Source organism: Rhizobium sp. CRRU65 (assembly GCF_048551595.1).
Lineage (GTDB): Bacteria > Pseudomonadota > Alphaproteobacteria > Rhizobiales > Rhizobiaceae > Rhizobium > Rhizobium leguminosarum_J.
Genome location: NZ_JBLYZH010000029.1, coordinates 20,749 through 41,705 on the forward strand (window position 1 = coordinate 20,749; position 20,957 = coordinate 41,705).

At 60.7% G+C, this 20,957-nt stretch carries 17 protein-coding genes; 9 read left to right on the top strand and 8 right to left on the bottom strand.

All coding sequences use genetic code 11. From position 1 onward, the window contains the following. Positions 1-317 precede the first annotated feature (317 nt). Positions 318-626: a hypothetical protein gene (locus ACM5SV_RS35365; RefSeq protein WP_113548388.1), complete on the top strand. Its 309-nt coding sequence runs from the start codon at positions 318-320 to the stop codon at positions 624-626. Between the two features lie 127 nt (positions 627-753). On the opposite strand, the gene ACM5SV_RS35370 is transcribed toward ACM5SV_RS35365, so the two are convergent. Then, on the bottom strand, positions 754-2,139 hold the full coding sequence (locus ACM5SV_RS35370) for an MFS transporter (protein ID WP_113548387.1): 1,386 nt from the start codon (positions 2,137-2,139) through the stop codon (positions 754-756). A 193-nt stretch (positions 2,140-2,332) separates the two neighbouring features. Further along, positions 2,333-3,280, bottom strand: a complete 948-nt coding sequence (locus tag ACM5SV_RS35375; protein WP_012758565.1) for a dihydrodipicolinate synthase family protein — start codon at positions 3,278-3,280, stop codon at positions 2,333-2,335. Between the two features lie 163 nt (positions 3,281-3,443). Here ACM5SV_RS35375 and ACM5SV_RS35380 point away from each other — a divergent pair, with 163 nt between their 5' ends. The 3 genes from ACM5SV_RS35380 to ACM5SV_RS35390 all read left to right on the top strand — a co-directional run bounded on the left by ACM5SV_RS35380 (position 3,444) and on the right by ACM5SV_RS35390 (position 7,713). Continuing rightward, entirely contained in the window at positions 3,444-4,472 is a 1,029-nt protein-coding gene (locus ACM5SV_RS35380; protein WP_113548386.1) for a LacI family DNA-binding transcriptional regulator, read from the top strand. A gap of 151 nt (positions 4,473-4,623) precedes the next feature. Continuing rightward, complete coding sequence (locus ACM5SV_RS35385) at positions 4,624-5,739, top strand: DNA alkylation repair protein (RefSeq protein WP_128406824.1); 1,116 nt, start codon at positions 4,624-4,626, stop codon at positions 5,737-5,739. A 246-nt stretch (positions 5,740-5,985) separates the two neighbouring features. Continuing rightward, positions 5,986-7,713: a DEAD/DEAH box helicase gene (locus ACM5SV_RS35390; RefSeq protein ID WP_128406861.1), complete on the top strand. Its 1,728-nt coding sequence runs from the start codon at positions 5,986-5,988 to the stop codon at positions 7,711-7,713. Between the two features lie 95 nt (positions 7,714-7,808). On the opposite strand, the gene ACM5SV_RS35395 is transcribed toward ACM5SV_RS35390, so the two are convergent. Then, on the bottom strand, positions 7,809-8,708 hold the full coding sequence (locus tag ACM5SV_RS35395; protein ID WP_128406825.1) for a DMT family transporter: 900 nt from the start codon (positions 8,706-8,708) through the stop codon (positions 7,809-7,811). Positions 8,709-8,926: 218 nt separating this feature from the next. Between ACM5SV_RS35395 and ACM5SV_RS35400 the strand changes: the two genes are divergently transcribed. From ACM5SV_RS35400 to ACM5SV_RS35420, 5 genes are all read left to right on the top strand, one after another. After that, positions 8,927-9,094 carry a hypothetical protein gene (locus ACM5SV_RS35400; RefSeq protein WP_155248925.1) on the top strand — a complete coding sequence of 56 codons (168 nt, stop codon included), beginning with the start codon at positions 8,927-8,929 and terminating at the stop codon, positions 9,092-9,094. Then, on the top strand, positions 9,076-10,485 hold the full coding sequence (locus ACM5SV_RS35405) for a circularly permuted type 2 ATP-grasp protein (RefSeq protein ID WP_012758570.1): 1,410 nt from the start codon (positions 9,076-9,078) through the stop codon (positions 10,483-10,485). Before ACM5SV_RS35400 ends, ACM5SV_RS35405 begins: the two co-directional genes overlap by 19 nt. Then, positions 10,485-11,426 (top strand): alpha-E domain-containing protein, encoded by a 942-nt coding sequence (locus ACM5SV_RS35410; RefSeq protein WP_003561792.1) that lies wholly within the window; start codon positions 10,485-10,487, stop codon positions 11,424-11,426. The genes ACM5SV_RS35405 and ACM5SV_RS35410 overlap by 1 nt, the downstream gene beginning before the upstream one ends. Positions 11,427-11,438: 12 nt before the next feature. Continuing rightward, positions 11,439-12,263, top strand: coding sequence for a transglutaminase family protein (locus tag ACM5SV_RS35415; protein WP_012758571.1), 825 nt, complete (start codon positions 11,439-11,441; stop codon positions 12,261-12,263). 362 nt (positions 12,264-12,625) lie between these two features. Beyond that, positions 12,626-13,687: an HD domain-containing phosphohydrolase gene (locus ACM5SV_RS35420; protein WP_012758572.1), complete on the top strand. Its 1,062-nt coding sequence runs from the start codon at positions 12,626-12,628 to the stop codon at positions 13,685-13,687. Between the two features lie 90 nt (positions 13,688-13,777). Here ACM5SV_RS35420 and araD read toward each other — a convergent pair whose 3' ends face one another. The 5 genes from araD to mmsA all read right to left on the bottom strand — a co-directional run bounded on the left by araD (position 13,778) and on the right by mmsA (position 20,942). Continuing rightward, entirely contained in the window at positions 13,778-15,517 is a 1,740-nt protein-coding gene (araD, locus tag ACM5SV_RS35425) for an L-arabinonate dehydratase (RefSeq protein ID WP_017994899.1), read from the bottom strand. A 61-nt stretch (positions 15,518-15,578) separates the two neighbouring features. Next, positions 15,579-17,012, bottom strand: coding sequence for an aldehyde dehydrogenase family protein (locus tag ACM5SV_RS35430; protein WP_012758574.1), 1,434 nt, complete (start codon positions 17,010-17,012; stop codon positions 15,579-15,581). Positions 17,013-17,081: 69 nt separating this feature from the next. After that, complete coding sequence (gene araD1 / locus ACM5SV_RS35435) at positions 17,082-18,077, bottom strand: AraD1 family protein (RefSeq protein WP_222014254.1); 996 nt, start codon at positions 18,075-18,077, stop codon at positions 17,082-17,084. Positions 18,078-18,195: 118 nt separating this feature from the next. Further along, the gene (gene mmsB, locus ACM5SV_RS35440) at positions 18,196-19,407 is read right to left on the bottom strand and encodes a multiple monosaccharide ABC transporter permease (RefSeq protein ID WP_003561801.1); all 1,212 of its coding nucleotides are present in this window, start codon (positions 19,405-19,407) and stop codon (positions 18,196-18,198) included. Further along, positions 19,404-20,942, bottom strand: coding sequence for a multiple monosaccharide ABC transporter ATP-binding protein (gene mmsA / locus ACM5SV_RS35445; protein WP_012758576.1), 1,539 nt, complete (start codon positions 20,940-20,942; stop codon positions 19,404-19,406). The genes mmsB and mmsA overlap by 4 nt, the downstream gene beginning before the upstream one ends. Positions 20,943-20,957 lie beyond the last annotated feature (15 nt).

Here is a 20,957-nt window from a genome sequence, read left to right on the forward strand (position 1 = left end):
ATATCGCTCCCGCAATGAATGAAATATCGACTAGAAAAACTATAACGCCAAGGCTTTTAACAAGGTTTTAACCATAAATTTCGACAGCGGAATTTTAGGAGCCAGGCTCACCAAGCTGAAGACAATTCGAGATTACCAGCCCCGGCTTGCACGAGACTGAAAGGACGCCCGCCATAATTCCTTTCGATGTCGGGATCCGCTGAAATCATGACGAAAATTTAATGCCAAAACCGCTTGCGCGGCCATTGCGCCGCCGCGATCCGGGCCGAGTCTCCGGCATGGCTTTATGGAAGCCATGCCCATGAAAGGAAAATACTATGTCCGTTCTTCATAAGACCATGGCGACGGGCCTGATCACGCTGACCTTTGCCGGCGCCTCGCTCGCCACCGCCACCACCGCCGATGCCCGTCCACGCGATGCCTTCTGGGGCGGCCTTGCCGCCGGCGTCGTCGGTGGCGCCCTGCTGTCGGAGGCAGCCCGTCCCGCCTACCCGGTCTATCCGGCCTATCCCGCTTACCGCCCTTACCCCGTTTACCGTACCTATTACCGGCCGGACTATTGCCACTTCGAATGGTTGCACGACGATTGGGGCAATCCCCATCGCGTCAAAGTCTGCCAGCGATAGCGAAAACCGCATCCGGCGCCGCTTGACCCTCCCGGCGGCGCCGACCCAGTGCCCTCAACGGCGACCAAATGAAACTGGCGGATTTCCATCCGCCAGATCAAAGCTGAGCAGATCGCATTTTCAACCGTTACGGAGAAAGCTCCTCCAACACGCGGTCCTTGGTTTCGACCGCAAACAACATCGTGACGATTGCACCGACAATCAGAATGGCTGCGAAGCTCGCAAAGACATACTGGATGCCCATGGAAGACATCACCGTGCCGACGAGGATCGGGCCGGCCGATGATCCCAGGCGAAGCCAGGCACTGCCGGTTCCGGTTCCCAAAGCCCTGAGGCGTGTCGGGTAGATCTCTGCCGAGTACAGGTAAAGGGAGAATGTGACGGTCTGGACGATCGCATAAGCGAGACCGGCTAGAACCAAAACCTGGATAGGAGAGGTCGCGCCGAGCCATGCGAGAGCCAGCAGCGGCAGGGGAGCGAGAAGCAGCGCACCGGTGTACCAGCGCTTGCGTCCCACTTTGTCGATGAGCAGCGCGCAGATGACGGCGGCGATCACGCCGCCGACCGACGTCAGGAAACCATAGAAGATGCTGGTTTGAAGCGGCAGGTTGAAAACCTGTCGATACAGGGTCGGCAGCCAGGTGATCGTACCGTTGGCGACCGTATAGGCGGTAAACCACATGACCCAGATGGAAAGTGTCCGCTTCAAGTAAATGCCCTGGAAGAGTTCGCGCCAGTCCGACTGGCGGCGGGCCGGCGCCTGGATGAGCTTCGGTTCGGGCAATTCCTTGCCGGCTGCACGAGCACTTTCTTCCATGCGGGTAACGATAGCGTTTGCTTCGCCATAGCGGCCGTTGGCAGCTAGCCAACGCGGTGATTCCTTCAGGAACCAGCGTAGAGGAATCATGATAAGTGCGGGAACGAGACCGACGACGAACATCGCCTTCCAGCCGTAAACCGGCACCATGAAGTAGCCGATCAGCCCGGCGCCGACGAGGCCCAGCAGGAACATGACCTCATAAAGGAGGAAGAACTTGCCGCGCCCCTTCGATCCGATCAACTCGTTGATATAGGCGCTGGCGACCGGAACCTCGCCGCCCGTGCCGATCCCCTGGACGAAACGGAAGGCCATCATCATGCCGGCCCCGGCAGCGAACAGGCATGCCACATCCATGCTGACGAAAAGCAGGATAGTGAACAGAAGAACTTTCAGCCGGCCGACCTTCTCGGCGAGCCAGCCAAACAGGATCGCACCGATCAACTGCCCCAGATAGCCCATCGACAGGATCATGCCGGTCTGCGAGGGGGTCAGACCCCACTCGCGCACGAGGACGGGCATGGCATAAGCGATGGCGATGACCGTGTAGCCGTCGAAGAACGTTGCGGCGCCGACGATATTGCGCGCCCAAAATACCTCACGGGTGATGGGAAGGCGCTCCAGACGAGCGCTGATTTCGGCCTGTCGATCAGCGGCATTCGCCGTCTCAGCCGGCATAGGCTGCATGACATTCATTGGTTCCTCCTTCTCGCCCCGTGGCCTACCACTCTCCCGGCCAGGGGCGCTCCTGCTTGATGGTTGCTACTGCGTGTCAGTTCGTCCTGTCAGGGCAATGGCTTTCAAAGCTATTAAGCCTGACTCGGCGGGTTCCCATGGTTTCCTCCCATCGGAATGCGCCCCTGCGACCTGCGCAGGGGCGTCAAAGAGGTCACTCGGCAGCCAGCAACTGGTCAACGCGGCCAATTCCGGCGGCGTCGAAGGCGGCGAAGATCTCTGCTTCGGCCTTTTCGCCAAGGTTCTTCAGCGGCTCGCGGATCGTAGCGTGGTCAAGGATACCGCGGTGCACGAGTCCAAGTTTCAGGGCCACGGTGCCTTCCATGTGAGAGCCGCGGTGATAGACGGCACGCGTCACCGGAAGAAGGCGCTCGAAGATCTTGCGCGCTTCCGGATAGTCCTGCGCCTTGCCGGCTTTGATCAGGTCGATGAGCAGCTCCGGCGCAATATTGCCATAACCGACGAGCAGACCGTCGACATCGAACATGGTCGGCAGCAGCCATTCATCGTGGCAGCTCAGAACCTGCAGCTTTGGATTGGCCTTCTTCAGCTCTGGAATTTCGACATACCAGCGCTTCATATTGCGCACGCCGTTCTTGGTGGCGACGACGCCTTCCTGTGTGGCAATCGCAAGCTGTGTTTCGAGATCGTATGATGCTTTGGTGGCGTCGGGATACTGGAACAGGATGCACTGGAGGCCAGACTCCTGCCAGATTGCCTTGTAGCGATCCTGGGGCGCTCCCTTCTGAAAGCCGAAACGCAGCCAGCCGTGGTTCGGATAGACGAGTGCGCCGGTGGCACCCGCAGCCTTGCATTTCCTCGCCTCTTCAGCGGCGACCTTCGTGCCTTCACCGGTAATCCCGGCAATGATCGGAACGGCACCGTCGACAGCTTCGACATAGGTGCGGATGAGAGCAAGGCGCTCCTCTTCCGTGAGGAAGGTGCCTTCGCCGGCATGGCCGAGGATGACGAGGCTTTTGACGCCTTCCATCGAAACTAGCCATTTGGCGAGTTTGGCGTTGGCTTTGTGATCAACTTCACCGTCGCGGGTGAAAGCGGTAACGGGGGCCGGGCTCAGCCCGCGCATATCCATCGGTTGCATATTGGTCTCCTCCTTCGTGCGATCGCGGTTCACTCGCGACCGATATAGGATCGTTTACGGGAACGTTCCCACTATCGTTCTCGAATTCTCTGGAGTCAATATCTTTTTTGGTGCATGCTCAGAATGGCGACGGCCGATTGCCGACTCGAATGGAAAAGGCTCAATGAGTTCAAAGACGGATGAAGTTCCGGGACAGACCCGCGTCACTATTCACGGCGTCGCTGCCGCAGCCGGTGTCTCCAAATCTACCGTGTCCCGCATACTGGACGAGAGGCTTCCCCGCTCCGACAGCGAGACAGCGCGTCGCGTGCGCAAGGTTGCCGAAGAGCTCGGATACGTTCGGGATGTTTCCGCAGCGAGCCTCAGGCGCGGCAACACGATGACAATCGGGGTGATCGTGCCCAGGCTGACGGATACGGTCATGGCCATGCTTTATGAAGCACTGGCCAAGGCCTGCAGCCGTAGCGGCCGCTTCGCGATTGTCGCAACGACCGACGACAAGCCAAAGGCAGACCGGCTTGCGGCCGAGTCTCTGCTGAAACGCGGCGTCGATGGTCTGATTCTTTCGACAGCGCGGGAAGACGATGACTTTCCGGACGAGCTGGCAAAACGCGGTATTCCTTATGTCCTGGCGCTCCGGACGGATGGCCACAGCCTCTCGTCGGTCGGCGATGACAGGCTCGGTGGGTACCTCGCCGCCCGCCACCTCCTCGATCTCGGCCATCGCAGAATTGGCGTCATCGCCGGTCCATCCTATGCCTCCAGTTCGCGGGGACGCGTGGAGGGTTTCCGCCACGCCCTGGAAGAAGCTGGATTGAAGGCAGATCCCTCATACATCATTCCCTCGACATTCGGCATCGAGTCCGGTGCGGTGGCCGTCGAAACCCTGATGCATCTTAATCCCCGCCCAACCGCTATTTTCGCCGTCAACGACAATACCGCTATCGGCGCGTTGTCGGGACTGACGAAACTTGGTCTTTCCGTGCCGCAGGACATCTCGATCGTAGGCTATAACGACATTCCGATTGTCGGCCACCTCCCTACGCCGCTCACGACGTTGCGGGTGCCGTTTGAGCAAATTGCAGCAAACGCCCTCGATCTTCTTGCCGGCGACAACAGTCCCGCCGACGAGCGTATTCGGATCTCGGCCCCCACACTTATTCCAAGGAAATCGACGGCACCGCTACGCTAACTCGCGCCACACGCACACCCCCGCTATCTGCACACGATTGCTCGAGCGGGTGCGATCACTCTATTCTCCGATAGCAAATCGCCAGATGTTTCGCAGACCATGTTGCCCTTGCGGCCGGCATGCGGCGGCCGCATAGAGAGGAAGGACCAGCATGCCGGAACCGCTCAAGAACCTGCTGCATGAGGCATTGGTCGGCGATATGGCCGATCGCATTGCCGGCAACGCGCCAACTTTCGATAAAAAACGCTTCGTGATGCTGGCGACCGATGGCCTCGGAGCGCTGGAGCTGATGGAGCGCTCGGCGCTTATCCGCGACGCGCTGTTTGCCACGCTTCCCGGTGATTTCCGGGAGGCCGCAGCCATTTTCAAGGCCAGCCTGCCCACTGCCGGGAGTCCGGGGCTCTCCGGCTGGATGCTGCTGCCGATCAATCAGTTCATCGCCGCACGCGGCCTTGATCATTTCGATCTCGGGCTCGAGCTCCTGAAGGCGCTGACGCCGCATTTCACCGCCGAATTCGGTATCCGCCCCTTCATCCACCGCGACCAGCAGCGCGCGCTGGCCATCATTTCCGGCTGGGTCGACGATCCCGACCAGCATGTACGCCGGCTGGCGAGCGAGGGAACGCGGCCGCGCCTGCCCTGGGCGATGCGCCTGCCGCAGCTCGTCAAGGATCCGGCTCCGATCCTGCCCATCCTGACCGCGCTGATGGATGATCCGGAGGATTATGTGCGCCGCTCCGTGGCCAACAGCCTGAACGACGTCGCCAAGGACCACCCGGATCTGGTCGCCGCGTTCATCGCCAGTCATATCGAAGGCGCTTCGCCCGAACGCCGCTGGCTGCTGAAACATGCCTCACGCACGCTGATGAAGAACGGCCACGCGCAGGCGCTCGCCAATTTCGGCTTCGCGGCCAGCGATTCGCTCGAATGCGAACTGCGGCTCGTAAACGGCGAGGTGATGTTCGGCGAAGGGCTGGATTTCGAAATCCGGGTGACGAATGCAGGCGAGCGAGCGCAGTCGCTGATGATCGACTACGCCGTTCACCATGTGAAGAGCGACGGTTCGCTCTCACCCAAGGTGTTCAAGTGCAAGGCGATCTTGCTCGCTCCGGGGCAAAGCCATACAGTTGAGCGTCGTCACGCCATGCGGCCAATCACGACGCGGCGCTATTATCCAGGCGAACATCGCATCGCCATCCTCGTCAACGGCGCAGAGACAGCATCGCAAAGCTTCGTCCTCGTCATGCCCTCACCTGACCAAGGCTGAGGCTTTCTTGTGCACCGCACTTGACTTTCCACGCGAACTAGCCCAAATGCGGGTCAGCTTTCACCCTTCCGGCCGCCGCGTGAGCGTGCCCCTGCTGAAAAATACAGATGCAGGAAGAAGGGACAAAAGCGCATTTCGATAGAGCGCCGCACTCCCATGAGCGGCCAGAAGCGCTGGAAAGCTTTTTCCAACTCACAAGTTCCCACTTCACGCGGGGTTCTTGACGCCAGAATGAAACCGGATCGCATGGTGCGTTCCGGCGATAGTCATTGTGGCGCCCCGAAAGGTTATACCTTGACTAATTTTGAATCGCTTGGTGTCTCCAAGCCGATCGTCGCTACTTTGTTCCAGCTCGGCATCGAAACGCCGACGCCCATCCAGGAACATTCAATTCCTCTCCTCCTCGAAGGCCGCGACCTGATCGGCCTTGCCCAGACCGGCACCGGCAAGACCGCCGCTTTCGGCCTGCCGCTTATCGAAAAGCTGCTCGCCGATGAACGCCGCCCCGACAACCGCACGACGCGCACGCTGATCCTTGCGCCGACCCGCGAACTGGTGAACCAGATCGCCGAGAGCCTGAAGAAGTTCATCCGCAAGTCGTCGCTGCGCATCAATGTCGTCGTCGGCGGCGTCTCGATCAACAAGCAGCAGCTTCAGCTTGAAAAGGGCACAGACATTCTCGTCGCCACGCCCGGCCGCCTGCTCGACCTCATCAATCGCCGCGCGATCACGCTGACTGCCGTTCGCTATCTCGTGCTCGACGAAGCCGACCAGATGCTCGACCTCGGCTTCGTCCACGATCTGCGCAAGATCGCCAAGATGGTGCCGAAAAAGCGTCAGACCATGCTGTTCTCGGCGACCATGCCGAAGGCGATCGCCGATCTTGCCGGCGAATATCTCGTCGATCCCGTCAAGGTCGAAGTCACGCCTCCAGGTAAGGCTGCCGACAAGGTCGAGCAGTACGTTCATTTCGTCGCCGGCAAGAACGACAAGACGGAGCTGCTGCGCAAGTCGCTGACCGAAAACCCCGATGGCCGCGCCATGGTCTTCCTGCGCACCAAGCATGGTGCCGAGAAGCTGATGAAGCATCTCGAAAACATCGGCTATTCCGTCGCCTCGATCCACGGCAACAAGAGCCAGGGTCAGCGCGAGCGGGCGCTGAAGGCCTTCCGCGACGGCAGCATCAAGACGCTGATCGCCACCGACGTCGCCGCCCGCGGCATCGACATTCCGGCCGTCAGCCACGTCTACAACTACGACCTGCCTGAAGTGCCCGACGCCTATGTGCATCGCATCGGCCGCACGGCGCGTGCCGGCCGCGACGGCATCGCCATCGCTTTCTGCGCTCCCGACGAAGCCAAGCTGCTGCGTGATATCGAGCGCCTGATGGGCATCGACATCACTGTCGCAAGCGGCGAAGCGCCGGCAAACATCAGCGGCGGCCCCCGTCGCGCCAACGGCAACGGCAACAACCGCAATCGCAATGGCGGCCAGGGTCGCGAAGGTCAGGGTCGTGGCGAAGGCCGTGGCGACCAGAATCGCTCCGAGCATCGCGGCAACCGTCAGGAACGCCGCCCGCGCCGCGAAGGTGAAGGCAGCGAAGTCCGCGCCGGCGGCGAGGAGCGTCGTCCGCGTCCGGAACGCCAGACCAACCGCAACGAGGATTTCCGCGGTCAGCGCCGCGGTGAAACGACGCCGGATCTCGGCCCCGACAACGATCTGGCCTCGACCTCCGATTTCCGCGCCTCTGCAAAGCCGCAGCGTCCGGCCCATCACGGCGCCCATGCCAATGGTGAGCCGAGCGGTCATCACCGCGGCAACAGCCGCCATGCCCACGGCCGCCCGGCCCGCAAGCACGGCGAGGACCGCGGCCCGCAGCAGGCCCAGGCTGGCGAACCACGCCGCGACGGCAACGGCGGCAACCACCGCGGTGGCTCCCGCAACGGCGGCGGCCAGCGCCGCGAACGCGCCTGATCGTTGAAAGATTGAAAAGCAAAAGGCCGGGGATCTCCGGCCTTTTTGTTATCTAGCGCATCGTGCTTTGGGCGTCCGAAAGGACGCACGGCGCTCTAAACCTCCGCAGGCCTGTGCTCGCTGGACGCCCTGCGGTTCGTAAGATAGACGCCTGTCACGACCACCACGGTACCGACGACCAACGGCAGGGTCAGCGGCTCTCCGAAGGCGATAAAGGCTTCGAGAGCAACCGCTGGCGGCATCAGATAGATCAGCGAGGCGGCGCGTGACACCTGACCCCGGCGGATCAGATAGAGCAGCAGTCCGACGCCGCCCATCGACAGGCCGAAGACCGACCAGACCAGCGCGCCATAAGCCTGCGCGGCGCCGTCGAAATGCTGGTGCTCGAAGATCAACGACAGCGGCAGGGTGAGGATCAGTGCGCCGATATATTGCAAGGTCGCGATGGTTCTGAGGTCGCCGGATTGCAGGTGTTTCTTCTGATAAAGCGTGCCGTAGGTGACGGACGCCATGGCGACCAGGTTGATCGCCAGCGGCAGGGCGGCATGTGTGAGATCGGCGGTCGCCGGATCGAGTAGCTTCGGCGAAATGGCGATGGCAATGCCGATAAAGCCGAGGGCAAGGCCTAGTTTTTGTGCCGGCTGCAGCCGCTCGCCGATGAGGAAGGGAGCTGCCATTGCCGTCAACAGTGGCTGTAGCGCCGCGATGATGCCCGATATGCCGGCCGGCACGCCATTGGCGATCGCCCACCAGAGACCGGCGAGATAGAAACCATGAAGGAAGAAGCCGGAATAGACGGCGCGCAGCGCCCTCGCCCGGCTGGGCCATTGCGCCCGCACCACAAGGCAGAGTGCCAGGAATGCCGCCGCCGACAGCGCATAACGTATCGAAAGAAAGGTGAAGGGCTCGGAATGCAGCGAGGCATATTTCGCCACCACCCAGCCCGTAGACCAGAGCAGGACGAAAACGGCGGGGGCAAGGCGATCGAGGGACATGGGGCGCGCGGCTCGACAGAGGAGGGTTCGCCGTGCTGATAGCCCCACCCGGCGGCTGTAGTCAAAAGCGAAGGGTTGATGCTTATTTGAAATTTCACTGATGCAGAGACCGATGGCGGTTCGGCAAGGGGCGGCGAGCCTCGCACACATGACCATATTCGATCGCCTTGACAGAACGAAAAACGGTCACATGCTCAGATTTTGCGCAGACACCTTGGATGAATATCCGCCATGCCGCAGCGCATCACTTTAAATGCCCAGATTTTCACCCGTTTCCCGCAGCGCAAAATCTTTTCCCTGAACTGCGCATGGTTCTTGCATTGCCATTTGCGTTGTATTCAAATGAACAAAAAGGGGAGCCGCGCTTTTGGCATTTGATGAAATGATTACCGGGGACGAAAGCCCTCGCCCGCCTTACGACAAATACTTCGAGTGGTACAACAGCCAAGACCGGGCGCATCTGATTGCCAAGTCCCGCGATGCGGAAAACATCTTCCGGAAGACCGGCATCACCTTCGCGGTCTACGGCCATGCCGACAGTTCCGAAAAGCTCATCCCCTTCGACATCATTCCCCGCATCATCTCCGCCCGCGAATGGCGCAAGCTCGCCCAAGGCATCGAGCAGCGGGTGATCGCGCTCAACGCCTTTCTCGACGATATCTACCATAAGCAGGAGATCATCCGCGCCGGCCGCGTTCCGCGTGAGCTGATCGAGAATAACGTCACCTTCATCCCCGAAATGATCGGTTTCCGGCCGCCCGGCGGCGTCTATACCCACATCGTCGGCACCGACATCGTGCGCACCGGAGAGGACCAGTTTTACGTGCTGGAGGATAATGCCCGCACGCCCTCCGGTGTCAGCTACATGCTGGAAAACCGGGAAACCATGATGCAGATGTTCCCTGAGCTCTTTCATGAGAACAAGGTGCAACGTGTCGAGGATTATCCCTACCTGCTGCGTCAGAGCCTCGCCTCGCTTGCCCCTCCCGGCTGCAAGGGCAAGCCGCGCGTCGCCGTGCTGACGCCGGGCATTTACAATTCCGCGTATTACGAGCATTCGTTCCTCGCCGACATGATGGGCGTCGAACTGGTCGAAGGCGCGGATCTGCGCGTCATCGACGGCAAGGTGAAAATGAGGACGACACGCGGTTACGAGGCGATCGACGTGCTCTACCGCCGCGTCGACGATGACTTCCTCGATCCCCTGACCTTCCGGTCCGATTCCGCGCTCGGCATTCCCGGCATCATGGATGTCTACCGCTCCGGCAACATCACCATCGCCAATGCGCCGGGCACCGGCATTTGCGACGACAAGGCGATCTACTCCTATATGCCCGAGATCGTCGAATTCTATACCGGCCGCAAGGCGCTGCTCGAAAACGTGCCGACCTGGCGCTGTTCGGAAGCCGACAGCCTGAAATATGTGCTGGAACACCTGGAAGAGCTGGTGGTCAAGGAGGTGCACGGCTCCGGCGGCTACGGCATGCTGGTCGGCCCGACGGCATCGAAGAAGGAGCGCGCCGATTTCGCCGAAAAGCTGAAGGCCAAACCGAACAATTACATCGCCCAGCCAACGCTGTCGCTCTCCACGGTGCCGATCCTCGTCAACAAGGGCATTGCGCCGCGCCATGTCGACCTTCGCCCCTATGTGCTTGTATCCGACAAGGTGCAGATCATTCCGGGCGGGCTCACCCGCGTAGCGCTGAAGCAGGGCTCGCTGGTGGTCAATTCCAGCCAGGGCGGCGGCACCAAAGACACTTGGGTATTGGAGGACTGATGCTCGGAAGAACAGCAAACGGCCTCTACTGGATGTTTCGTTACATCGAGCGCGCCGAAAATATAGCCCGCCTGATCGATGCGGGGTTGCGCATGTCGCTGACCCGCAGCAGCACCGGTGATGACAATTGGGATGGCGTTCTACAAAGTGCGGGCGTGCGCGAGGCTTATGATGAGGGCCATAACAAGCTGACCAACGCCGACGCGATCGACTATCTCCTGCGCGATCGCACCAATCCGTCGAGCGTCATGTCTTGCATCGATTCCGGCCGCAACAATGCCCGCATGGTGCGCACGGCGCTGACGCGGGAGACCTGGGAAGCCACCAACGAATGCTGGATCGACTTGAAGTCGCTGCTCGAAAAGCGCGTCAAGGCGGCTGAAATGCCCGAGGTGATCGATGTCATCAAGCGCCGCGCCGGCCTCATCCGCGGTGCCTTCCATGGCTCGACACTGCGCAACGAGCTCTATAATTTTGCCCGCATCGGCACCTTCATCGAGCGGGCCGACAATACCAGCCGCATCCTCGACGTGAAATATTACGTGCTGCTGCCCTCGGTCTCGGCCGTCGGCTCCTCCCTCGACAATGTGCAGTGGGAATCGATCCTGCGATCGGTCTCCGCGCACCGCGCCTATAGTTGGGCCTATGACGGCGAATACCGGGCGATGAACATCGCCGACTTCTTGACGCTGAATGTCCAGATGCCACGCTCGCTTGCCTATTGCTACGAGAAGATCGTCAGCAATCTCGGCTATCTTGCCCAGGATTACGAGGCGCGGCTCCCTGCCCACGATACCGCGGATTCAATCCGCACCACGCTGCAGACGAGGGCGATCCGGGATATCATGGATCAGGGCCTGCACGAGTTCCTGGAGGATTTCGTCTCGCGCAACAACAAGCTCGGCGCGGAAATTTCCGATGGCTACCGGTTCTATGTATAAGCGGATAACAACATGAGACTGAAGATCAGCCACCTCACCGAATACCGCTACGACGAACCGGCGCAGTTCTCGCTGCAACGGCTGCGGCTGACGCCGCCAACGAACTCCACTCAAAAAGTACTCGGCTGGGCCCTGAAGGTCGAGGGCGCTACGCCGGAGGTCGAATATGACGACCAGTACGGCAATCACGTCAATCTAGTCTCGCTGGAAGGCGAACAAGAGGTGACGCGTATCCTCGCCGAAGGCGAGGTCGAGACGGGGGACAACAACGGCGTCACCGGTCCGCATACCGGCTTCTGCCCGCTTTGGCTCTTCCTGCGCGACACACCGCTGACAAAGGGTGGCAAGCTGGTGAAGGAACTGATCAAGGGCGTCGGTGGCGATAACGAGCTCGCCCGCATGCATGCGCTGATGGCGGCGATCCACGAAACGGTCGATTATAGGCCCGGCACCAGCAATACCGAGACGACGGCCGAGCAGGCGCTGGAGAGGAAGAGCGGCGTCTGTCAGGACCATGCGCATATTTTCATCGCCGCCGCCCGCGCCCTGCAGGTGCCGGCGCGTTACATCTCCGGTTATTTGATGATGGAGGAAAAGATCGAACAGGCGGCGACCCATGCCTGGGCAGAGGCCCATATTCCCGGCCTCGGCTGGGTCGGCTTCGATCCCGCCAACGAGATCTGCCCGGATGCCCGTTACATCAGAGTCGCCTCCGGCCTCTGCTATCGTGATGCCGCGCCGATTTCAGGCATGCGCATCGGCACGCCGGGCGAAACGCTGACGGTCACCGTGAAGGTCGAGGACGGCGGACAGATGCAAAGCCAGAGCCAGAGCTGAACATACATGCAGCTTTATCGCACCCTGCGATTGGCCGGTAGAATAGCTGCCGAACTCGTCGCGAAACAAACATGTTGGACTTGAATATAGCGACCGACGGTCTCGAAATTCCGCTGTTTTCCGACACCCATCACACGTCATAATTGCCGTTCGTCAATTTTTCATTGCAGACTAACTCTATTTTAAGGCCGCAGGCACAAGCTTGTCTGCGGCGACGCCTAGTGTATTTCGGCAGGCGTCGTTTAAGAAGCGGCATGATGCAAGCTTTCATAATGATCTTCAGTTGCCGGCATGGATGAGGCGACGAACGCGCCCTCCGATGAGGGCAGCCTGTTTGCTTCTGGGATTTAACGGGATCGTCCATGCCTCTTCTTATCGTCGACGACAGCGAATCCAGCCTTCTCGCCCTTGAGACCGCAGTCTGTGGTTTCGCCGGCTGTGTGGTCGAAAGCTTCACCAATCCGCTCGAAGCCCTTGCCCGCTGCCGGGAGGTCGATTTCGACGTTGTGCTGGTGGATTATATGATGCCTGAGATGAACGGTATCGAGATGATCCGCAGGCTGCGGCGCCAGCCGGGTTATGAGGATGTGCCCGTCGTGATGATCACCTCGCAGGCGAAGCGGTCGGTTCGGCTGGAAGCGCTGGAGGCCGGCGCCACGGATTTTCTCGCCAAGCCCTTCGACCCCTTGGAACTGCAGGCACGCGTCCTCAACCTGATGGCCCTGCACAAGGCCCAGCTGGCGCTTGCCGACCGGGCGAAATCACTGGACATGGCCTTCCGCCACGCCACCGAACAGGCCGACATGCGCGAGCAGGAGATCATCTGGTGCCTTGCCCAAGCGATGGCCTCGCGCGACGGCAATACCGGCGACCATATCGAGCGCGTCGCCAATATCGCCGAGCTGATCGCCGAAGGCCTCGGCCTCGATCGCATCCAGCGGCGCAATATCTATCTCGCTGCTCCCCTGCACGATATCGGCAAGATCGCCATTCCCGATGCCATCTTGCAGAAGCCGGGCAAGCTCGAGCGGCACGAGATCGAACGCATGCGCGAGCATGTCCCAATCGGCGTCGCCATTCTGGCCAACAGCTCCGCCGAGCTCTCCCGCGTCGCGACCGCCATCATCGCCGGCCATCATGAGAAATGGGACGGAACCGGCTATCCAAAGGGCCTGTCCGGCGACGCCATCCCGATCGAAGCGCGCATCGTCGCCGTCGCCGACGTCTTCGAAGCGCTCTGCTCCGACCGGCCCTACAAGCAGGCCTGGCCGATCGAGCGGGCTTACGAGGAAATCATCGCCTGCAGCGGATCGCATTTCGACCCCGCCTGCGTCGCCGCTTTCCGCCGCAAATGGCCGGCAATCCGCGCGCTCTTCGAACATGGCGCCGACGAAGATCACAGCATGGTGGTCTCAAACGCCTGATCACCATTAGCCTGCAAGGAACCGGCGGACAAAAAAAGAGGCGGGGTGATACCCCGCCTCTTCGTCGATTCACTGTCCTGATTGCACCTGTTAATGGCTGTCCTTGCCGACCGCGTTTCCACGACATCCCTTCAGGAAGTCGAGATCGGCGCCGGTATCGGCCCCTTCGACATGCTGCTGATGCAGGAAGGCATAGCCGGATGTGGGCAGATCATGGTTCGGCTGCCACTCAGCGAGCCGCCGCGCCAGTTCCTCATCGGAAATGTCGAGATGCAGACGACGGTTCGGCACATCCAGCTCGATCATGTCGCCGTTTTTCACGACTGCGAGCGGACCGCCGACCGCCGCTTCCGGCGAGGTGTGCAGCACGACGGTACCGTAGGCAGTTCCGGACATGCGGGCGTCGGAAATACGCACCATGTCGAGGATGCCCTTCTTGAGCACCTTCGGCGGCAGACCCATGTTGCCGACCTCGGCCATCCCGGGATAGCCCTTCGGCCCACAGTTCTTCATGACCATGATGCAGGTTTCGTCGATGTCGAGGTTCTCGTCGTTTATCTTGGCCTTGTAGTCGTCGATGTCCTCAAACACGACCGCCCTGCCCCGGTGCACCAGCAGATGTGGCGAAGCCGCCGAAGGCTTCAACACCGCGCCCTTCGGCGCGAGATTGCCGCGCAGCACGACGATGCCGCCCGAAGCTGTCAGCGCCTTTTCGGCCGGAAGGATAACGTCTTCGTTCCAGTTGACGACGTCCTTGACCTCGTCCCAGACGGTTTCGCCGGATACCGTCAGCGCATCCTTGTGCAGCAGGCCCGCCTCGCCGAGGCGCTTCAGCACCACCGGCAGGCCGCCGGCATAGAAGAACTCCTCCATCAGATACTTGCCCGACGGCATCAGGTTGACGATGGTCGGGACGTCACGGCCGCAGCGATCCCAGTCGTCAAGCGAAAGATCGATGCCGACACGGCCGGCAATGGCGAGCAGGTGGATGACGGCGTTGGTCGATCCGCCGATGGCCGCGTTGGTGCGGATGGCATTCTCGAAGGCTTGCTTCGTCATGATCTCGGAGGGCTTCAGGTCATCCTTGACCATCTGCACGATACGCCGGCCGGTCAGCTGCGCCATGACCTTGCGGCGGGAATCGACGCCCGGGATCGCGGCGTTGCCTGACAGAGCCATGCCGAGTGCCTCGGCCATGGAAGCCATGGTGGAGGCGGTGCCCATGGTGTTGCAGGTGCCCGACGAACGGCTCATCGAGGCCTCAGCCTCGAGGAATTCGGCCTGCGTCATCTCGCCGGCCTTCACCATTTCGGAAAACTTCCACAGATGCGTGCCCGAGCCGACCCGTTCGCCACGGAAATAGCCGTTTAGCATCGGTCCGCCTGTGACGACGATAGAAGGCAGGTCGCAGGAAGCCGCCCCCATGATAAGCGACGGCGTGGTCTTGTCGCAGCCAACCAACAATACGCAGCCATCCATCGGCTGGCCGCGGATCGCCTCTTCTACCGCCAACGCGGCAAGATTGCGGTACATCATCGCGGTCGGGCGGAAGGTGTTTTCGGATGCCGAGAACACCGGCACCTCGAGCGGGAAGCCGCCGGCCTCCCATACGCCCGCCTTCACCTTCTCGGCGAGCTCTCTGAGATGACCGTTGCAGGGGGTCATATCCGACCAGGTGTTGAGGATGCCGATCACCGGCCGGCCGTCGAACAGGTCGTGCGGATAACCCTGGTTCTTAAGCCAGCCGCGGTGATAAATCACGTCGCGGCTCGTACCGCCGTACCATTCCTGCGACCTCAGCCTGCGCGGCCATTCCGCTTTCTTTTTCATAGTCTCTATCCTTCAGGATATCGCCGGACCGCCTCGTACGGCCCGGGTTATCGCACTTGTCTCAAGCCAGGGTGTAGGCGGTCTTGACGGTTGTGTAGAATTCGGCGGCGTACTTGCCCTGCTCGCGCGGGCCGTAAGACGAGCCCTTGCGGCCGCCGAACGGCACGTGGAAATCGACGCCTGCCGTCGGCAGGTTGACCATCACCATGCCGGCCTCGGAATTGCGCTTGAAATGCGTGGCATGTTTCAGGCTAGTCGTGGCGATGCCGGCCGAAAGGCCGAACGGCGTGTCATTGGCCGTCGCCAGCGCCTCGTCGTAATCCTTCGCCCGGATTACCGACACCACGGGCCCGAAGATCTCCTCGCGCGAGATCCGCATCTGGTTGGTCGCTTCGGTGAACAGCGTCGGCTGCAGATAGAAGCCGGGCGTTTCGCGGGAGATCACCTCGCCGCCAAAGGCGAGTTTGGCGCCTTCCGACTTGCCGATCTCGATATAGTCCGTATCGGTCTTCAACTGCCGCTCATCGACGACGGGGCCGATATGAGTGCCGGCCTTCAGGGCGTTGTCGACGACCAGCGTCTTCAGCTTATCGGTCAGCGCGGCGACGAACTTGTCGTGAATGCCTTCGGTGACGATCAGCCGCGAGGAAGCGGTGCAACGCTGGCCGGTCGAGAAGAAGCCGGAATTGGCGGCCGCCTCGACGGCGACGTTGAGATCGGCATCGTCGAGCACGACCATCGGGTTCTTGCCGCCCATTTCCAGCTGGAACTTGCGGTTATGCTCGATGGAGGCGGCGGCGACGCGTCTGCCGGTGCCGGTGGAACCGGTGAAGGTGATGCCGTGAACGTCGGGGCTTTCGAGCATGGCCTGGCCGACGACCGAGCCCTTGCCCATGACGAGGTTCAGCACGCCCTTCGGCAGGCCGGCGCGGTGCAGGATATCGACGATCGCCCAGGAACAGGCGGGCACCAGTTCGGCCGGCTTGAAGACGATAGTGTTGCCGTAGCAGAGCGCCGGCGCGATCTTCCAGGCGGGAATGGCGATCGGGAAGTTCCACGGCGTAATGATGCCGATGACGCCGAGCGCCTCGCGGGTGATCTCGACACCGATATTCGGGCGAACCGACGGAAGGACCTCACCGGCCAGCCGCAGTGCCTCGCCGGCGAAGAATTCGAAAATCTGCGACGCGCGGATCACCTCGCCGGTGGCTTCCGGCAGCGTCTTGCCTTCTTCGCGGGCAAGCAGCGCACCGAGCTCATCCTTGCGCGCCATGATCTCGTCGCCTGTCTTCTTCAGGATGACGTGGCGCTCCCAGATGCCGGAGCGCGACCAGGCTGGGAAGGCAGCCTTGGCGGCAGCAATGGCGTTTCTCGTGTCGTCTGCGCTGCCATCGGCATAGAGGCCGACGACCTCATTCGTATCCGATGGGTTGATATTCTTCGTCGCGTTCGAGCCGACCCATTCGCCGGCGATCAGGTTTTGATAAATGGTCATGGGCTTAACAAGCCTCCTTTACCGTTTACGAGCAAAGAGCCGGCCGCCGGATGCGGCCAGGTCTTGAATTCAGAGCTGCCTGACGGCGATCTCTTCCTCGGCGGCCACCTTCAGCGGATTGCGGAGCGCCAGGCCGAATTCGGCAACTTCGATCTCGAAGACGTCGCCCTCTTCGGTCTTGACGCCGTCGGCAAAGGAAAGGGTCGCCGTGCCGAACATATGGACATGCACATCGCCCGGAGCACGGAAGAGGCCATATTTGAAATGGTGATATTCCAGATTGGCGAAGGTGTGCGACATGTTCGCCTCACCGGATAGGAACGGCTTTTCGAAGATCACCTTGTCGCCGCGCTTGATGCGCGAGGTGCCGCGAATATCCTCCGGGGCAGCGCCGACACGGATTTCCGGGCCGAAGCTGGCCGGGCGCAGCTTCGAATGGGCGAGATAGAGATAGTTGATCCGCTCGGTGACGTGATCGGAAAATTCGTTCGACAGCGCAAAACCGATACGGAAGGGCGAGCCGTCCTTGCCGATCACGTAGATGCCGGCCATCTCCGGCTCTTCACCGCCGTCGAGCGCGAAGGAGGGCGAGAGGAGGGGCGCGCCAGGGGCTGCGGCGCCATGGCCGTTGCCCTTGTAGAACCATTCGGGCTGGACGCCCTTTTCGCCGGCCTTCGGCTTGCCGTTCTCAAGGCCCATCTTGAACATCTTCATCGAGTCCGTGAGGGTTTCCTCGGCGGCCTCGGTGGTCTTCTTGTGCATGGAATCGCGCGTTGCTGCCGAGCCCAAATGTGTCAGGCCGGTGCCGGTCAGATGCAGGTGCGCGGCATCTGGATGGGTGATCGGCGGAAGGAAGCGGTCTTCCGCATAGGCCTTTTCAAGATCGACGGCGTCCCCGTAGCCATGCGCTTCGATGACTGAGGCAAGAGACTTGCCGCCGTCTGCGGCTTCCATCGCCAGCGCATAGACGCTGACGGCGTTCTTGATCGACCTTGCAGCGCCGCCCTGCTCACGCACGGCGACGATGATCTCTCCGTTTACAGCCTTGATCTGTGAAATAAGCACGTCTTCGATCCTTCTCGTTTCGGCGAAGACAGGAAAAAGCTCCGCCTGTCCGGCTCCATCAGGAGCCGGAATCCATCATTCATATGACTGCGAATGCCTGGCTGACGCCTTGAGACGCTCAGCCCTTGTTTTTATTGTAGACGTCGAAGAACACGGCAGCGAGAAGCACCGCACCCTTGACCATCTGCTGCGAGTCCGTGCCGAGACCGTGGATCGACATGCCGTTGTTCATGATGCCCATGATCAGAGCCCCGATAACAGCGCCGGTCACCTTGCCGACGCCGCCCTGGGCGGATGCGCCGCCGATGAAGCAGGCCGCGATCACGTCGAGTTCAAGACCAAAGCCGCCCTTGGCCGTCGCCGAGTTGAGACGCAGGGCAACGATCAGTCCGGCCAGTCCGGCAAGCAGACCCATATTTGCGAACGTCAGGAAGGTCAGCCGCTCGGTGTTGATACCGGAAAGCTTCGTCGCCTTCTCATTGCCGCCCATGGCGTAGATGCGGCGGCCGATCGTCGTCCGGCGGGTAATGAAGGCATAGGCGGCCACCAGAACAAGCATGACCATCAGCACGTTCGGGAAGCCGCGATAGATCGACAGCTGGTAGCCGAGCGCCAGAATGGCGAGCGTGACGAGGGCGTTCTGGGCGAGGAAAAAGCCCAGCGGCTCGACATCATTGCCATGCTTTTCATTCGATAGGCGCTTGCGCCATGCCAGATAGAAGAGGGTTACGGCGCCGACAACGGTCAGAATGATCGAGGTCGAGTTGATGCCGCCCATATCGAAAGCGTTCGGCAGGAAGCCGATGCTGATCAGCTGGAAAGCCGGCGGGAAAGGACCGATGCTGGTGCCGGTCCCCGATGCCGTCATCACGAACAGCGTCAGGCCGCGGAAGACCAGCATGCCGGCCAACGTGACGATGAAGGACGGGATCTTGTGATACGCGACGAAATAGCCCTGGATGCCGCCGACAAGCGCGCCCATGGCAAGGCAGACGATACCCGCCAGAACATAATTGGTGTGCCATTGCACCGTCATTACGCCGGCGATAGCGCCGATAAAGCCGACGACCGATCCCACCGAAAGATCGATATGGCCGGCAACGATCACCAGCAGCATGCCGAGCGCCATGATGACGATGAACGAGTTCTGCAGAATGATGTTTGTCAGGTTGAGCGGCCTGAAGAGAACGCCACCGGTCGAAAACTGGAAGAACACCATGATCGCGATAAGCGCGATAAACATGCCATATTCGCGGATGTTGCCGCGAACGTAGTCTCCGATGGAGACGACACGCCCTTGCTCTGCGATGGGTTGATTGATCGGCGTCATTGTTTCTTCTCCCCTGAGCGCATGATAGCGCGCATGATGGTTTCCTGGCTTGCTTCTCCCTTCGGCAGTTCCGCGACGATGCGTCCTTCGTTCATCACGTAGATGCGGTCACACGTGCCGAGCAGTTCGGGCATTTCCGACGAGATCATCAGAACGCCCTTTCCATCGGCGGCAAGCTGGTTGATGATAGTATAGATTTCGTATTTTGCGCCAACATCGATGCCGCGCGTCGGCTCGTCGAGGATCAAAATATCGGGATTGGAGAACAGCCATTTCGACAGCACCACCTTCTGCTGGTTGCCGCCGGAAAGATTGACCGTCTCCTGGAAAATGCTGGAGGAACGGATACGCAACTTCGACCGATAGTCGGTCGCAACCCGCGCTTCCTTGAAGCTGTCGATAACGGACGCATTCGACACCGCCGCCAAATTGACGAGCGTCGTGTTGTGCAGGATCGTGTCGTTGAGCACGAGGCCGAGCTGCTTGCGGTCTTCGGTGACGTAGGCGAGCCCGGCATCGATTGCCTTGCGCACGGTGCTGACATCGACCGGCTTGCCGTGCATCAGCGCCTCGCCCGAAACCTTGTGGCCATAGGCCTTGCCGAACAGGCTCATGGCGAATTCTGTGCGCCCTGCCCCCATCAGGCCGGCGATGCCGACGACTTCGCCCTTGCGGACGGTGACGTTGATATTGTGCAGGACCTGACGGTCGCGGTGCTGCTGGTGGTAGGCGTTCCAGTTCTTCACTTCGAGAATGGTTTCGCCGATCGGCACCGAACGCGGCGGATAGCGGTCTTCAAGATCGCGGCCGACCATGTTGCGGATGATGATGTCTTCGCTGATCTCGTCCGCGTGACAGTCGAGCGTCTTGACCGTCATGCCGTCGCGCAGGACCGTGATCTGGTCGGCGACCTTGCGGATCTCGTTCAGCTTGTGGGAAATGATGATGGAGGTGATGCCCTGCTTGCGGAACTCCATGAGCAGAGTGAGCAGCGCGTCGGAATCGCGTTCATTCAGCGAGGCGGTCGGCTCGTCCAGGATGAGCAGCTTGACGCTCTTCGACAGCGCCTTGGCGATCTCGACGAGCTGCTGCTTGCCGACGCCGATGTCGGTGACCAGCGTGTTCGGAGATTCGGACAGGCCTACTTTCTTCAGCAGCTGCTTGGTGCGGTTGAATGTCTCGTCCCAGCTGATGACGCCGCTCTTGGCATTCTCGTTGCCAAGGAAGATGTTTTCGCCGATCGACAGCAACGGCACGAGCGCCAGTTCCTGGTGAATGATGACGATGCCGATTTCTTCGGAGTCCTTCAGGACCTTGAAGTTGCGCGTCTCACCTTCGTAGATGATGTCGCCTTCATAGCTTCCTGTCGGATAGACGCCGGATAGCACCTTCATCAGGGTCGATTTGCCGGCCCCGTTTTCGCCCACCAATGCGTGGATTTCACCCTGGCGAACCTTGAGGTTCACATTCTCCAGCGCCTTGACGCCCGGGAACGTCTTGGTGATGCTCCGCATTTCGAGGATAGTATTGTCCATAGTCAAAGTTCCAGC